The following is a 14,861-nucleotide window of genomic DNA, read 5'->3' as shown; positions in this document are numbered from 1 at the left end:
TCGACTGCGGCCGGGGGTGGTCCCCCGGCCGCAGTACAGGTCAGTCCCTACCGGGACCGGGTCACTCGATCGCCTCGGGGTTCTCGACGTCGAGGGCGCCGTTCTTCACGAAGTAGGCGTAGATCTTGGACTCCTTGATGTCGCCCTTGTCGTCGAAGGCGATGGGGCCACTGACGCCGTCACCCTCGTAGGAGCCGATGAACTCGTTGAGCTCCTGGGCGTCCGACACACCCTCCTTGATCGCGGCGAGGAAGATGTTCGTCGCGTCATAGGCCTGCGTGGCGTAGAGGCCGGTGGCACCGAAGTCGGCCGGGGCCGGAGCGGCGGGAGCGGACAGGACCGCACCCTCGGCACCGTCGGCGCCGGCGACCTTCACGAAGTTCGGGTCCTCCGAGCCGTCACCGGACATGAACGTGCCCTTGAAGCCACCCTGGCGCAGCTGCTTGGCCAGCAGGCCGGCCTCGGTGTAGTAGCCGCCGTAGAACACGGCGTCGGCGCCCGAGGACTTCACGGCCTGGACGATCGCGGACATGTTGGTGTCGCCGACCGAGATCTGGTCGGAGTCGACCAGCGCGTCGCCGAGGGAGTCCTTGACCTTGCCGGCAAGGCCCTTCGAGTAGTCCTGGCCGTCGTCGACGACGAAGACCTTCTTGGCGCCGGCCGTCTCGGTGAGGTACTTGGCGTCGGCCGTGCCCTGCGCGTCGTCGTTGCCGATGACGCGGTGCCAGGTGGTCCAGCCCTGGTCGGTGATCGTGACGTTGGTCGCCGACGGCGAGATCGACGGGAGGCCGGCCTCGAAGAAGGTCTTGCCGGTCGCGAGCGACTCACCCGAGAAGCCCGGGCCGACGAGGCCGAAGATGGTGTCGTCGTTGATGATCTGGGTCGCGAGCGCCGGCGCCTTGTCCGGGCTGCCCTGCGAGTCGAACTTCTTCAGGTTGATCTTGCAGTCGGCGTTGTCGGCGTTGTACTCCTTCAGCGCCAGCTCGATGCCGTTGACCATGTTCTGGCCGAGAGCACCGGCGTCACCGGTGAGCGCGCCGAGGAACGCGAGGTTCTTGCCGCAGAAGTCGCCGCCGTCAGCGTCGCTGCCGCCGTCTCCGTCGTCGGAGCCGCACGCGACCATGGAAAGGCTGAGCGCCAGCGTCGCGACGCTGGCTCCGAATACCTTGTTGAGCCTCAAGACTGTGTCCCGCTTCCTACTCGAGCCGAAGGGCAGCGGTCGCTGCCCTCGGACGTGTCCTGCCGCGGGAACCTACACCGGCTCACGTGCAGGTGGAAGCAACTCGGCGGCTCGGGAGCCGAATCCTGACGAATCTGTTACCTGAGAGCCGGGTCACACGAATTTTTTACGAGCCCGACCCGCCGGGGACACCGTGCGTGACCACGCCCTCGGCAACCTCGCGCATGGACATCCGCAGGTCCATCGCCGTCTTCTGGATCCACCGGAAGGCCTCCGGCTCGGTCAGCGACAGCTGCTCCTGGAGGATGCCCTTGGCCCGGTCGACCGCCTTGCGGGTCTCCAGTCGCTCGGTCAGGTCGGCGACCTCGCTCTCGAGCTGGGCGATCTCGGCGAAGCGGCTGACCGCCATCTCGATCGCCGGCACCAGGTCGGTCTGCGAGAACGGCTTGACGAGGTACGACATCGCGCCGGCCTCCCGGGCCCGCTCGACCAGGTCGCGCTGCGAGAAGGCCGTCAGCATCACCACGGGCGCGATCCGCTTCCCGGCGATCGCCTCGGCGGCCGCGATCCCGTCCAGCACGGGCATCTTCACGTCGAGGATCACCAGGTCGGGGCGCAGCTCCTCGGCGAGCTCGATCGCCTTCTGCCCGTCGGCGGCCTGGCCCACGACGTCGTACCCCTCCTCGACGAGCATCTCGGCGAGGTCCATCCGGATCAGGGTCTCGTCCTCCGCGATCACCACGGTGCGGGGGGTCGGCTGCGCGGTCTCGGTCACGGGAGAAGGTTATCGGCCCGCCCGGTTCGGAGGGCGGGAGCCGTCTCGGCTACCGTTGCTGCGCTACCCGGCCGGGTTGGCGGAACGGTATACGCGGCGCTCTCAAAAAGCGTTGTCCGAAAGGGCATGTGGGTTCGAATCCCACACTCGGCACCCACGCACGACTGATCTGTCGGGTCTTCGTCCGAGACTGACGCATGCCCCATGTGAGATCAGCAGAGCTGGTCGCCAGCGCGCTGCGTGACTCCGATGCCGGCATGCCGGACGCGGACAACGCGGCGAAGCACGGGGTCGCCATCAAGACGATCCGTCGTTGGCGGCGCCTCTACCAACGACGCGGTCAGGCGCGTGGCCAGGCGCACACCTCGGTCCCCTGTCCCCAGTGCGACGGCGCAACGCTCGACACCCCGGCCTACGCCGAGCTGTTGGGCTGGTACCTCGGCGACGGGCACATCACCCGCGGCCGCCGGAATGTCTACAACCTGCACGTCGTCAACGACGAGAAGTACACCGCGGACAACATCGGGATCGCCGCGCTGATGGCGGCCGTCAAGCCGGGCGGCCGCCCACACACACGTCGCGCTCCCGGGTGCATCATCACAACCGTCGGGTGGCGGCACTGGCCCTGCCTGTTCCCCCAGCACGGGCCGGGTCGCAAGCACGACCGACCCATCGTCCTCGACGACTGGCAACGCGCGATCGTCGAAGACCACCCGGGTCCGTTCCTCCGTGGCCTGTTCCACTCCGACGGGTGTCGCGTCGACAACTGGACGCGGCGGATCGTCGCCGGTGCGCCGAAGGTCTACCGCTATCCGCGATGGCAGTTCTGCAACGCCTCACGGGACATCCGGGAGCTCTGCTGCTGGGCGCTCGACCTCGTTGAGATCCCGTGGCGGCAGTCGAACGTCCGGATCATCAGCGTGTCGCGGCGCGAGGCGGTCGAACGCCTCGATGCGTTGATCGGCCGGAAGTCCTGAGCGGCTCAGCTGCGCCGTCGGTACGCCGGCGCCACCTCGTTGATCGCGTCACCCATCCGGTGGATCCGCAGCGCGTTGGTCGAGCCGGGGATGCCGGGCGGGCTGCCGGCGACGATGACCACGAGGTCGCCCTCCTGGACCCGGCCGATCTTCAGCAGCTCCTCGTCGACCTGGCGCACCATCTCGTCGGTGTGCTCGACGGTGCCGGTCTTGAACGCCTCGACGCCCCAGGTCACGGCGAGCTGGGACCGGGCACGGGCCTCCGGGGTGAAGGCGAGGACCGGGATCGGGCTGCGCAGCCGGGCCAGCCGGCGGGCCGAGTCACCGGACTGGGTGAAGGCGACGACGTACTTGGCGCCCACGCGCTGGGCGACCTCCTCGGCCGCCTTGGTGATCACGCCGGAGCGGGTGTGGGGGTCCCACTCGATCCGGCCGAACCGGCTGAAGGTGTCGTCGACGAGGGCGTGCGCCTCGGTGGCGGTGATGATCCGCGCCATCGTCTCGACCGTGTGGATGGGGTGCTCCCCCACGCCGGTCTCCCCCGACAGCATCACGGCGTCGGCGCCGTCGAGCACCGCGTTCGCGACGTCGCTGGCCTCGGCCCGGGTCGGTGCGGGGCTGGTGATCATCGACTCGAGCATCTGGGTGGCCACGATCACCGGCTTCGCGTTGCGCCGCGCGGCCACGATGATCTTCTTCTGCAGGAAGGGCACCTCCTCCAGCGGGCACTCCACGCCGAGGTCGCCGCGGGCGACCATGAAGGCGTCGAAGGCAGCCACGACCTCGTCGAGGTTCTCGATGGCCTGCGGCTTCTCGATCTTCGCGATGACGGGGAGCACGACCCCCTCCTCGCGCATGATCACCCGCACGTCCTCGGCGTCCTTGGCGTTGCGCACGAAGCTCAGCGCGATGAAATCGACGCCGAGGCGCAGCGCGAAGCGGAGGTCGGCGATGTCCTTCTCGGAGAGGGCCGGCACCGAGACGGCCACACCGGGCAGGTTGATGCCCTTGTTGTTGCTGACCTTGCCCCCGACGAGCACCTCGGTGACGACGTCGGTGCCGTCGACCACCTCGACCACACGGAGCCGCACCTTGCCGTCGTCGATCAGCAGCGGGTCGCCCGGCGAGACGTCGCCCGGCAGCCCCTTGTACGTCGTCCCGCTGATCTCGGCGTTGCCGTCGACGTCGCGGGTGGTGATCGTCCAGCGCTGGCCCCGCTTGAGCGTGACCGGGCCGCCGGAGAACCGCTCGAGGCGGATCTTCGGGCCCTGGAGGTCGGCCAGGATTCCCACGCCGTGGCCGCTCGCGTCGGACGCCTCGCGCACCAGCCGGTAGACCTCGGCGTGGTCCTCGTGCGAGCCATGGCTCATGTTCAGGCGCGCGACGTCCATGCCGGCGTACACCAGCTCGCGGATCCTCCGCTCGGAGCTGGTCGCAGGGCCGAGGGTGCACACGATCTTGGCTCTTCGCACGTTCCAAACCCTAACGGTGACCCATGGGTAGAAAAAGTCGAAACGACGCAAACTTCAGGCGAAGTTTGCGTCGTCTCGAACGAGTTGTCGCTCAGACCACCAGCGGGCGCGCCGTCGGCGGGATCGGGGCGGGCAGCTGGGTGCTGCCGGTGAGGAACTTGTCCACGCCGGCGGCGGCCGCACGGCCCTCCGCGATCGCCCACACGATGAGCGACTGGCCACGACCCGCGTCGCCGGCGACGAAGACGCCCTCGACGCTGGTCGCGTAGTCGTTGTCGCGCTTGACGTTGCCGCGCTCGTCGAGCTCGACGCCGAGCTGCTCGATGAAGCCGGGCTGCTCCGGGCCCACGAAGCCCATCGCGAAGAGGACGAGGTCGGCCGGGATCTCCCGCTCCGTGCCCTCGTGCTCGACCAGCTTGCCGCCCTCGAAGGAGACCTCGACCAGGCGCAGCGCCCGGACGTTGCCGTCCTCGTCGCCGAGGAACTCCTGGGTCGAGACCGAGTAGACCCGGTCGCCACCCTCCTCGTGCGCCGAGGAGACCCGGAAGATCATCGGGTACGTCGGCCACGGCTGTCCGTTCGGACGGTCCTCCGTCGGCTGGGGCATGATCTCGAGCTGCGTGATCGAGGCCGCACCCTGGCGGATCGAGGTGCCGAGGCAGTCGGCGCCGGTGTCACCGCCACCGATGATGACGACGTGCTTGCCGTCGGCCCGGATCTGGCCCTCCACCTCCTCGCCCACCGCGACGCGGTTGGCCTGCGGGAGGAACTCCATCGCCTGGTGGATGCCCTTGAGCTCCCGACCGGGGACGGGCAGGTCGCGCGGGACGGTCGAGCCGGTGGCGATCACCACGGCGTCGTACCGGTCCCGGAGCGCCTGGCCGGTGAGCTTGCCCTCGCCGACGGTGACGCCGGAGCGGAACACCGTGCCCTCGCGCATCATCTGCTCGAGGCGCTTGTCGAGGTGCTTCTTCTCCATCTTGAACTCGGGGATGCCGTAGCGCAGCAGCCCGCCGGGCTTGTCGGCCCGCTCGTAGACGGCCACGGTGTGGCCGGCGCGGGTGAGCTGCTGGGCGACGGCGAGGCCGGCCGGACCGGAGCCGATGACGGCGACGGTCTTGCCCGAGAGCCACTCCGGCGGCTGCGGCCGCACGAAGCCGGACTCGAAGGCCTTGTCGATGATCGAGACCTCGATGTTCTTGATCGTCACGGCCGGCTGGTTGATGCCGAGCACGCACGCGGTCTCGCAGGGCGCCGGACAGAGGCGACCGGTGAACTCCGGGAAGTTGTTCGTCGCGTGCAGGCGCTCGATCGCGCCCTCCCAGTCGTCGCGCCAGACCAGGTCGTTCCACTCCGGGATGATGTTGCCCAGCGGGCAGCCCGAGTGGCAGAACGGGATGCCGCAGTCCATGCAACGGCTGGCCTGGACGTTGATGATCGGCAGCAGCGCGCGGCCGATCCCGCCCGGGTAGACCTCGTTCCAGTCGTTGACCCGCTCCTCGACGGGACGACGGGTGGCAACCTCACGCGTGTTCTTCAGGAAGCCCTTGGGGTCAGCCATGGAGCACCTCCATCACCTTGTTCGCGGTCTGGTCTTCGTCCAGGCCCTCGGCGCGTGCCTCGGCCTGGACCGCCAGGACCTTCGCGTAGTCGCGCGGCATGACCTCGGTGAACCGCGGCAGTGCGGCCTCCCAGTCGGCCAGCAGCGCCTCGGCGACCGCGGAGCCGGTCTCCTCGAAGTGCTTGCGCACGATGTCCTGCAGCTCCGCGGCGTACTGCTCGCTGACCGGACGCAGGTCGACGAGCTCGCCGTTGACCCGGAAGTCCTTGAGGTCGAGCACCCAGGCGATGCCGCCCGACATGCCGGCCGCGAAGTTGCGCCCGGTCTTGCCGAGGACGACGACCCGGCCGCCGGTCATGTACTCGCAGCCGTGGTCGCCCACGCCCTCGGTGACGACGGTGGCACCGGAGTTGCGGACGCAGCAGCGCTCGCCGACGCCGCCGCGGATGAAGATCTCACCCGAGGTCGCGCCGTAGGCGATCGTGTTGCCCGCGATGATGTGCTCGTCGGCGCGGAAGGTCGCGCTGCGGTCCGGACGGATCGCGATCCGGCCACCCGAGAGGCCCTTGCCGACGTAGTCGTTGGCGTCGCCCTCGAGCCGCAGCGTGATGCCCTTCGGCACGAACGCACCGAGCGACTGCCCGGCCGACCCGACGAAGGTCAGGTCGATCGTGCCGTCGGGCAGGCCCGCACCGCCGTACTTCTTGGTGACCTCGTGGCCCAGGATCGTGCCGACGGTCCGGTTGACGTTGCGGATCTGCAGCTGGGCGCGCACCGGCTCGCCCGACTCGATGGCCGCGGCCGCGAGCGGGAGGATCTCGGTGACGTCCAGCGACTTCTCCAGGCCGTGCTCCTGGCCCTTGGTGTTGTAGACGTCCTGGTCGGGGAAGTGCGTCTCGGCGACCTCGACCTTGTGCAGGATCGGCGCGAGATCCAGGCCCTGCGCCTTCCAGTGCCGCTCGGCGTCGACCGTGTCGAGCGCCTCGACCTGGCCGACGGCCTCCTCGATCGACCGGAAGCCCAGCTGCGCCAGCAGCTCGCGGACCTCCTCGGCGATGAACTCGAAGAAGTTGACGACGTACTCGGCCTTGCCGCTGAACCGCGAGCGCAGGGTCGGGTTCTGGGTCGCGACGCCCACGGGGCAGGTGTCGAGGTGGCAGACCCGCATCAGGATGCAGCCCGAGACCACCAGCGGAGCGGTCGCGAAGCCGAACTCCTCGGCACCGAGCAGCGCCGCGATGACGACGTCACGACCGGTCTTGAGCTGGCCGTCGGTCTGCACGACGATCCGGTCGCGCAGGCCGTTGAGCAGCAGCGTCTGCTGGGTCTCGGCGAGGCCGAGCTCCCAGGGACCACCCGCGTGCTTGAGCGAGGTGAGCGGGGACGCGCCCGTGCCGCCGTCGTGGCCGGAGACGAGGACGACGTCCGCGTGCGCCTTCGACACACCGGCGGCGACCGTGCCGACGCCGACCTCGGAGACCAGCTTCACGTGGACGCGGGCCGACGGGTTGGCGTTCTTGAGGTCGTGGATCAGCTGCGCCAGGTCCTCGATCGAGTAGATGTCGTGGTGCGGCGGCGGGCTGATCAGGCCCACGCCCGGCGTGGAGTGCCGGGTCTTCGCGACCCACGGGTACACCTTGTTGCCGGGCAGCTGGCCGCCCTCACCGGGCTTCGCGCCCTGCGCCATCTTGATCTGGATGTCGTCGGCGTTGGTGAGGTACTCGCTCGTGACGCCGAAGCGGCCCGAGGCGACCTGCTTGATCGACGAGCGCCGCTCCGGGTCGTAGAGCCGGTCGGCGTCCTCGCCGCCCTCACCGGTGTTGGACTTCGCGCCCAGCCGGTTCATGGCGATCGCCAGGGTCTCGTGCGCCTCGCGCGAGATGGAGCCGTAGGACATGGCGCCGGTCGAGAACCGCTTCACGATCTCGCTGACCGGCTCGACCTCGTCGATGGAGATCGGGGTCCGGCCGAACGCACCGGCGTCCTTGAACTTGAACAGCCCGCGCAGCGTCATGAGCTTCTCGGACTGGTCGTCGACCGCAGCGGTGTACTGCTTGAAGATGTCGTAGCGACCGGTCCGGGTGGAGTGCTGCAGGCGGAACACCGTCTCCGGGTTGAAGAGGTGCGGCTCGCCCTCGCGACGCCACTGGTACTCGCCACCGATCTCGAGCTCGCGGTGCGCGGGCGCGATGCCGGCCGGCGGGTACGCCTTCGCGTGCCGCGCCGCCACCTCGGTCGCGATGACGTCGAGCTCGACGCCACCCAGCTTGGAGGTGGTGCCCGTGAAGTACTTGTCCACGACCGCCTGCGAGAGGCCGACGCACTCGAAGATCTGCGCGCCCGTGTACGACGCCACGGTGCTCACGCCGATCTTGGACATGACCTTCACGACGCCCTTGCCGAGGCCCTTGATCAGGTTCTTGACGGCCTGCTCGGGCTCGGTCTTGACGTAGTAGCCCTCGCGCGCGAGGTCCTCGACGGTCTCCATGGCGAGGTACGGGTTGACCGCGGCCGCGCCGTAGCCGACCAGCAGCGCCACGTGGTGGACCTCGCGGACGTCACCGGCCTCGACGAGGAGGCCCACCTGGGTGCGGGTCTTCTCGCGGACCAGGTGGTGGTGCACCGCACCCGTCAGCAGCAGCGACGGGATGGGCGCGAGGTCCGCGGTGGAGTGCCGGTCGGACAGGACGATGATCCGGGCGCCGCCGGCGATCGCCTCCGACACCTCCTGGCAGATCTCGTCGAGCCGGGCCGCCATCGCCTCGCCGCCGCCGTGGACGTCGTACAGGCCGCGGGAGACGTGGGTGATGAAGCCCGGGTGGTCGCCCTCGCGGTTGATGTGGCGGATCTTGGCCAGGTCGTCGTTGGAGATGACCGGGAACGGCAGCGAGATCTGCCGGCACGAAGCCGCGGTGGGCTGCAGCAGGTTGGCCTCCGGGCCGATGGAGCCGTAGAGCGAGGTGACGAGCTCCTCGCGGATGGCGTCCAGCGGCGGGTTGGTGACCTGCGCGAACAGCTGGCTGAAGTAGTCGAACAGCAGCCGCGGCTTGTCGCTCAGCGCCGCGATCGGCGTGTCGGTGCCCATCGAGCCGAGCGCCTCGCCACCGGTGTTGGCCATCGGCGTGAGGATGACGCGCAGCTCCTCCTCGGTGTAACCGAAGATCTGCTGGCGACGGGTGACCGAGGCGTGGGTGTGCACGATGTGCTCCCGCTCCTCGATGTCGTCGAGCTGGATCATCCCGGCGTGCAGCCACTCGCCGTAGGGGTGCTCCGCGGCGAGCTGCGACTTGATCTCGTCGTCCTCGACGATGCGGTGCTCCTCGGTGTCGACGAGGAACATGCGGCCCGGCTGCAGGCGGCCCTTGCGGACCACCTTCGCGGGGTCGAGGTCGAGCACGCCGACCTCCGAGGCCAGGACGACGAGGCCGTCGTCGGTGACCCAGAAGCGCGAGGGACGCAGGCCGTTGCGGTCGAGGACCGCGCCGATCTGGGTGCCGTCGGTGAACACGACGCACGCCGGTCCGTCCCAGGGCTCCATCATCGTGGAGTGGAAGCGGTAGAAGTCGCGCCGCTGCGCGTCCATCTCGGTGTGGTTCTCCCACGCCTCCGGGATCATCATCAGCACCGCGTGCGGCAGGCTGCGACCACCCATGTGGAGGAGCTCGAGGACCTCGTCGAAGGACGCCGAGTCCGAGGCGCCCGGGGTGCAGATCGGGAAGAGCCGCTCGAGGTCACCGGGGATGGTGTCGGAGTCGAGCAGCGCCTCACGGGCCCGCATCCAGTTGCGGTTGCCCATGACGGTGTTGATCTCGCCGTTGTGCGCGATGAAGCGGAACGGGTGCGACAGCGGCCAGCTCGGGAAGGTGTTCGTCGAGAACCGCGAGTGCACGACACCGATCGCCGAGGCCATCCGCTCGTCGCGCAGGTCGGGGAAGAAGTTGTCGAGCTGGTCGGTCGTCAGCATGCCCTTGTAGGCCAGGGTGCGCGACGAGAGCGACGGGAAGTAGACGTCGGTCTCCCGCTCGGCCCGCTTGCGCAGGCAGAACGCGAGGCGCTCGAGGTCCATGCCGTTCAATGCCCCACCGGGCGCCTGCACGAAGAGCTGCGTGAAGGTCGGCATGACGCTGAGCGCCATCGTGCCGAGGATGCCGGGGTTGACCGGGACGTCGCGCCAGCCGAGGACGACGAGGCCCTCCTCGGCGGCGATCTCCTCGATCCGGGCGCGGGTCTTGGCGACCTGCCCGTCGTCGCCGGGCACGAAGGCCGTGCCGACGGCGTACGTGCCGGCGGCCGGCAGCGTGATGCCGTTGTCGGCCGCGACGGCGCGCAGGAAGGCGTCCGGCACCTGCAGCAGGATGCCGGCACCGTCGCCGGAGTTGGCCTCGGCGCCGGCGGCGCCGCGGTGGTCAAGGTTGCGAAGGGCCGTGAGCGCCTTGGCCACGATGTCGTGGCTGGCTTCTCCGGTCAGCGTCGCGACGAAGGCAACGCCACAGGCGTCCTTCTCGTGGCGCGGGTCGTAGAGACCCTGCGGCGGTGGGAACGAGTGCATGGAGGGCACCAAGGTTCTCCCGTCGGCTACGTCTGGGGCCGTCCGGCAGCGAAGATCGAAGCCATCGCGACGGGGGTCCACAGAAGGTGGGGCGCAAGGGACAGCACTGGCCCACGCGGCGGAGCGCTCAGGTTACCACTTTGTGACATGGCACCGCTGCGCGGAGGCACCCTCCGTTCACGCCTCGGACGCCCCGACCACCCTCAGCCGAACCGTCCGTTGACGTAGTCCGCCGTGCGGGAGTCCTGCGGGTTGTCGAAGATCACGTCCGTCGGGCCCTGCTCGACGATCACCCCGGGCGTGCCGTGGGCGGCGAGGAAGAAGGCGCAACGGTCCGAGACGCGGGCCGCCTGCTGCATGTTGTGGGTCACGATCACGATCGTGACCTGGGACCCGATCTCGCGGATCGTCTCCTCGACGACCCGGGTCGACGTCGGGTCGAGGGCCGAGCACGGCTCGTCCATCAGCAGCACCCGCGGCCGCACGGCCAGCGAGCGGGCGATGCAGAGGCGCTGCTGCTGGCCGCCGGACAGCGCGGAGCCGGGCTGCCGGAGCCGGTCGCGCACCTCGGCCCACAGGCCGGCGCGGGTGAGGGACTCCTCGACCAGGTCCTGGCGCTCGGACTTCCTCAGCTTCGAGCCGACCAGGCTCAGCCCGGCCAGGACGTTGTCCTGGATGGACATCGCCGGGAACGGGTTGGGCTTCTGGAAGACCATCCCGATCGCGCGCCGGGCGTCGGTGAGCCGGCGCTCGGGGTCGTAGATGTCGACGCCGTCGAGGCGCACCTCCCCCGCCAGCGCCGCGCCGGGCACCAGCTCGTGCATCCGGTTGAGGATGCGCAGGAAGGTCGACTTGCCACAGCCCGACGGGCCGATCAGCGCGGTGACCTGGCCGGCCGGGATGTCGATCGACACCCGGTCGAGCACCTTGCGCTGGCCGAACCAGGCGGACACGGCGTCGGCCTCCAGCCGGCCGGGCTGCACCAGCGGCGACGGCGGCGCGGGCGGGGGTGGCGCGACCTCGTCGAGGACGGCGGGGATCACCAGGGTGGAATCGGACATCGGCGCTGCTCCTTCGTGGGAGGCCGGGTGCCGAGGGAGCCTGCGCTCCCCCGGCACCCGACCGGGGGTCCTGCTGACTACCTGACGACCAGCTTGTACTTCGGGCTGGTGCTCTTCGCGACCTTGCTGTTCCCGCTGTAGACGACCGAGATGTAGTGCGTCCCGCGGGCCAGCTTCGGCAAGGTGATGGTGAGCTTGCCGAGGTTGGCGGCCGTGAGGGTGACCTTCTTGACGGCCCGCGAGCCGTCGTACACGGTGAACGTGCCGGTGAAGGTCGCGGCCGGGACCCCGGTCGCGGTGACCCGCGCCGTGATCTTCGGGTACGACGTCCGGCTGATCGTCGTCGCGGCCAGCTTGCCGACCGTCGCCGACTTGGCCTTCACGATCGTGATCGAGCGCGTCGCCTGGCTCGGCTCGGTCTGGCCGGCCACCCCGCCGTAGGCGATGGTCAGCGCGCGCACGCCCGGAGCCAGCTTGACGCCGCTCACCGGGATGGCGATGACGCCGTCGGCGTCGAGCGCCTTGGACGCCAGCACCGTGCTGCCGTACTTGACCGCGACCGTGCCGCCGCTGGAGCCGGCGCCCGTCACCGTGGCCGTGACGGTGAACGCCTTGCCGTAGTAGGACGAGCCCGGCGCCGTGGCCGCGGTCTGGGTGACGGCGGGCGTGTTCGTCTCCGGCCCGGAGACGACGGCCCACTGGTCGCCGGTCACCTTGACGTAGGCCGACGCGTAGCTGTCGGTCACGCCCTTGGTCGCCGAGCTGGTGCGCAGCCGGAGCTCGTAGACACCGCTGAACGAGCCCTGGCCGGCCCCGTCGAAGGCGGCGACGGCGTCGGCGAGGGTGTAGCCCCCTGCGGTGTGGACGTAGGGCCGGCCCGCGAGCGGAGCAGGTGCGGTGACCGCGCCCTCGCCCGTGAACCGGTCGGTCCCGGTCGCCTGGACGCCGGGCCACGCGCCCGCCGCCGTGCCCGACTGGGCGGCGTGCACGAAGAGCGAGGCGTGGGTGTCGTTCGCCCGCACCGTGCCGCCCGCCGCGGCGAACGCCGGGAGCGCCGCGGTGACGGAGCCCGAGGTCACCTCGACGCCGCTGGCGTCGTACAGCTGGAGGCCGACGGCCGTGCGCGCCGGGTCGTCGATCGTCGCCTCGTCGCCGGTGTACCAGGCGAGCGAGGTGGGATCACCGGAGAACTCCGGCGCCGCGACGGCGAGGCCGCCGACGGTGGAGGCGACGAGCGCGAGCCCGACGGCGGCACCCCACCTCTTCTGCTTGCTGATCTTCATCTCTTCTCCTCGAAGTCTGTGGTCGACCGGTCGGGTCAGGAACCGTCGGCGACGGCGGACGCGGCGTCGCGGCACGAGGCGGAACCGCCGCGCACCAGCTCCCACCGGTCGCCGTCGACCTTGATGTCCGCCGTGTCGTAGCCGTCCGCGAGCGTCCCGAGCTGCGGCGTCCCGAGCACCAGCCGCAGCTGGACGTAGCCCTGGAGGCTCGCCGGGAAGGCCGTGACGAAGTCCCCCAGGGACCAGGCGTCGGCCGTGACACGGGTGGCCGGACTGGACGGGTCGGCGAACGCGACCGCGGCCGTGATCGGCGAACCGCTGAACTCACCGGGCGCGATGCCCTCCCGCGGCTGGTAGGCGTACAGCGTCGCCACCGCACCGGCCGGGTCGGCGTCGTCGGGCAGCGGGGTGTCCCCCAGCACCAGGTCCGCGAACGGCCTGTCCCCCGTCCGGCCCTCCGTGACGGCCTTGCCGTCGGCCGAGCAGAGCGTCAGTCCGCCCGTCGACGCCGGGTCCGTGTACGGCGCCTCCTCGGTCGACCCGAGCCGCCACACGAGCACGCTCGCGACGACGACGACGACGGCGACGACCGCGAGGCCGAGCGCGAGGCGCGTCCTCGTGCCGGCGCCGCTGATGGTGAGCACCCTGGTTCCCATGACGGTTGGTTCCTGGCCCGGCGGGCTCAGTCGACCGGGATCTCTGCGTTGTTGGTGCCGAACACGTGGTAGTCCGGCGTGACGCCGGCCGCCTCGAGCAGGGCCTGGCCGGCAGGCGTGCGCACGAAGGGCAGCGGGCCGTCCGGGTTGTAGAACAGCGCCTGGACCCAGTTGAGCGTGCTGCCCGGCTGCCACGGCTCGTTGGACGTCAGGTCCGACTCGCGGATCAGCGCGTTGTAGGCGAAGTTGCCGCCGTACGGCGCCGTCTTGTCCAGCACGTCGGAGGTGCTGTCACCGTCGAGGAGCTTGATGCCGCTGGCGTCCGCAGGGGTGCGGTGGCCGGTCTCGGTGTTGTAGTTGTTCGTCTTCTGACCGTCGAAGGTCTGCGTGTAGTAGCCCGTGTTGAGCGTGCGGTAGCGCCCGCGCGGGAACGGCACGATCGCGTTCTTGCGCTGCGCGTCCGGCAGGTTGGTGATCGCGGTCGGGTCGTTCTGCTGGACCTGGATCTTGTTCGGGTTGCTGCGCAGCACGTCGCTGGTGACCGAGACGCCGGGGTTCTGCTGGCCGACGTTCTTGACGAAGGTGTTCCACATGCCCGCGTCGGTCGGCAGGATCAGCGGGATGATCGTCTCGCCTGCAGCAGGGCCGGAGTAACCGGGCACCTGGCCCCACGTGGTGATGTCGCCCTTGTAGATCTTGAGGATCGTCTCGGCCGAGAGGGTCGCGGGCGCGTTCGTCGTCGTGGCCGTCGCGATCAGCTGCCGGTCGGTGGCGATCTGGACGCGGTAGAGCTTGGTGCCCTGCTTCGACTGGATCAGGTTCTGGTGGGTGTCGTTGAGCGCGTCGGGGCTGCGGCCCACGTCGATCCAGCCCTGGTCGTCGTTGATGATCGCGTCGCGACCGCCGCCGCCACCGCCGCTGGGCCGGACGACGAGGTCCTGGCCGGCGCGCAGCGCGATCGTCGGGTTGAGCAGCTTGATGTCGGACTGCTTGACGTACTTGGTGTCGGCGTCGCCGACGGTGCCGTTGCCGGTGATCGTCGGCAGCAGGCGCGGGTCGGTGAAGGCGCTGCGGCCCTGGGCGTCGCCCGAGGAGTCGAAGTTGATGAACCGGTAGCGGTTGCCGGCCGTGTTGTAGCCGGGCAGCTCGTGGTAGCCGTCGGCGAGGAAGTTGAACGAGTTCTGGATGATGTCCGAGCCCGTCGCCACGACGTCGTCGGGCTGGGGGGCCGGGTCGGCCTGGGCGGGGGTGAGGGTGAAGGCGAGCCCGGCGACGGTCGCCAGGCCGAGCACCGCTGCGGAAGCAGACGTCCTGCGGATCATGAAACTTACCTATCTCTAGTGGTTC

Annotated in this window: 10 protein-coding genes and 1 tRNA gene; 2 read left to right on the top strand and 9 right to left on the bottom strand. The window is 70.0% G+C overall.

Annotation, left to right across the window (positions count from 1 at the left end):
• Nucleotides 1–61: 61 nt before the first annotated feature.
• Nucleotides 62–1,180 (bottom strand): branched-chain amino acid ABC transporter substrate-binding protein, encoded by a 1,119-nt coding sequence (locus tag AC2YHB_RS04890; RefSeq protein WP_487353577.1) that lies wholly within the window; start codon nt 1,178–1,180, stop codon nt 62–64.
• 166 nt (nt 1,181–1,346) lie between these two features.
• The gene (locus tag AC2YHB_RS04885) at nt 1,347–1,955 is read right to left on the bottom strand and encodes an ANTAR domain-containing response regulator (RefSeq protein ID WP_036542478.1); all 609 of its coding nucleotides are present in this window, start codon (nt 1,953–1,955) and stop codon (nt 1,347–1,349) included.
• 70 nt (nt 1,956–2,025) lie between these two features.
• On the opposite strand from AC2YHB_RS04885, the gene AC2YHB_RS04880 reads away from it, so the two are divergent.
• Both AC2YHB_RS04880 and AC2YHB_RS04875 read left to right on the top strand, forming a co-directional pair.
• Nucleotides 2,026–2,108 (top strand) — tRNA-Leu (locus tag AC2YHB_RS04880).
• 44 nt (nt 2,109–2,152) lie between these two features.
• Nucleotides 2,153–2,932, top strand: a complete 780-nt coding sequence (locus tag AC2YHB_RS04875) for a transcriptional regulator (RefSeq protein WP_179650905.1) — start codon at nt 2,153–2,155, stop codon at nt 2,930–2,932.
• 5 nt (nt 2,933–2,937) lie between these two features.
• On the opposite strand, the gene pyk is transcribed toward AC2YHB_RS04875, so the two are convergent.
• From pyk to AC2YHB_RS04840, 7 genes are all read right to left on the bottom strand, one after another.
• Nucleotides 2,938–4,404, bottom strand: coding sequence for a pyruvate kinase (gene pyk, locus AC2YHB_RS04870; RefSeq protein WP_036542475.1), 1,467 nt, complete (start codon nt 4,402–4,404; stop codon nt 2,938–2,940).
• Between the two features lie 91 nt (nt 4,405–4,495).
• Nucleotides 4,496–5,965, bottom strand: coding sequence for a glutamate synthase subunit beta (locus tag AC2YHB_RS04865; RefSeq protein ID WP_036542472.1), 1,470 nt, complete (start codon nt 5,963–5,965; stop codon nt 4,496–4,498).
• Nucleotides 5,958–10,514 carry a glutamate synthase large subunit gene (gltB, locus tag AC2YHB_RS04860; RefSeq protein ID WP_487353576.1) on the bottom strand — a complete coding sequence of 1,519 codons (4,557 nt, stop codon included), beginning with the start codon at nt 10,512–10,514 and terminating at the stop codon, nt 5,958–5,960. Before gltB ends, AC2YHB_RS04865 begins: the two co-directional genes overlap by 8 nt.
• A gap of 203 nt (nt 10,515–10,717) precedes the next feature.
• A complete protein-coding gene (locus AC2YHB_RS04855) occupies nt 10,718–11,575 on the bottom strand; it encodes a phosphate ABC transporter ATP-binding protein (RefSeq protein WP_179650901.1) in 858 nt (285 codons plus the stop codon).
• A 77-nt stretch (nt 11,576–11,652) separates the two neighbouring features.
• Complete coding sequence (locus tag AC2YHB_RS04850; protein ID WP_179650899.1) at nt 11,653–12,858, bottom strand: Ig-like domain-containing protein; 1,206 nt, start codon at nt 12,856–12,858, stop codon at nt 11,653–11,655.
• 35 nt (nt 12,859–12,893) lie between these two features.
• Nucleotides 12,894–13,514 carry a hypothetical protein gene (locus AC2YHB_RS04845; protein ID WP_487353575.1) on the bottom strand — a complete coding sequence of 207 codons (621 nt, stop codon included), beginning with the start codon at nt 13,512–13,514 and terminating at the stop codon, nt 12,894–12,896.
• 26 nt (nt 13,515–13,540) lie between these two features.
• Nucleotides 13,541–14,836, bottom strand: a complete 1,296-nt coding sequence (locus tag AC2YHB_RS04840; RefSeq protein WP_179650895.1) for a substrate-binding domain-containing protein — start codon at nt 14,834–14,836, stop codon at nt 13,541–13,543.
• Nucleotides 14,837–14,861 lie beyond the last annotated feature (25 nt).

The organism is Nocardioides sp. SRI_004 (genome assembly GCF_057586415.1).
Note: the sequence above shows the minus strand (reverse complement) of the source record. Positions and strands in the feature narration are given on the sequence as shown.

Coding starts and splice junctions, on each gene's coding strand:
- AC2YHB_RS04875 (WP_179650905.1), top strand. CDS start 2,153: ATGCCCCATGTGAGATCAGCAGAGCTGGTCGCCAGCGCGCTGCGTGAC.
- AC2YHB_RS04865 (WP_036542472.1), bottom strand. CDS start 5,965: ATGGCTGACCCCAAGGGCTTCCTGAAGAACACGCGTGAGGTTGCCACC.
- gltB (WP_487353576.1), bottom strand. CDS start 10,514: ATGCACTCGTTCCCACCGCCGCAGGGTCTCTACGACCCGCGCCACGAG.
- AC2YHB_RS04855 (WP_179650901.1), bottom strand. CDS start 11,575: ATGTCCGATTCCACCCTGGTGATCCCCGCCGTCCTCGACGAGGTCGCG.
- AC2YHB_RS04850 (WP_179650899.1), bottom strand. CDS start 12,858: ATGAAGATCAGCAAGCAGAAGAGGTGGGGTGCCGCCGTCGGGCTCGCG.
- AC2YHB_RS04845 (WP_487353575.1), bottom strand. CDS start 13,514: ATGGGAACCAGGGTGCTCACCATCAGCGGCGCCGGCACGAGGACGCGC.
- AC2YHB_RS04840 (WP_179650895.1), bottom strand. CDS start 14,836: ATGATCCGCAGGACGTCTGCTTCCGCAGCGGTGCTCGGCCTGGCGACC.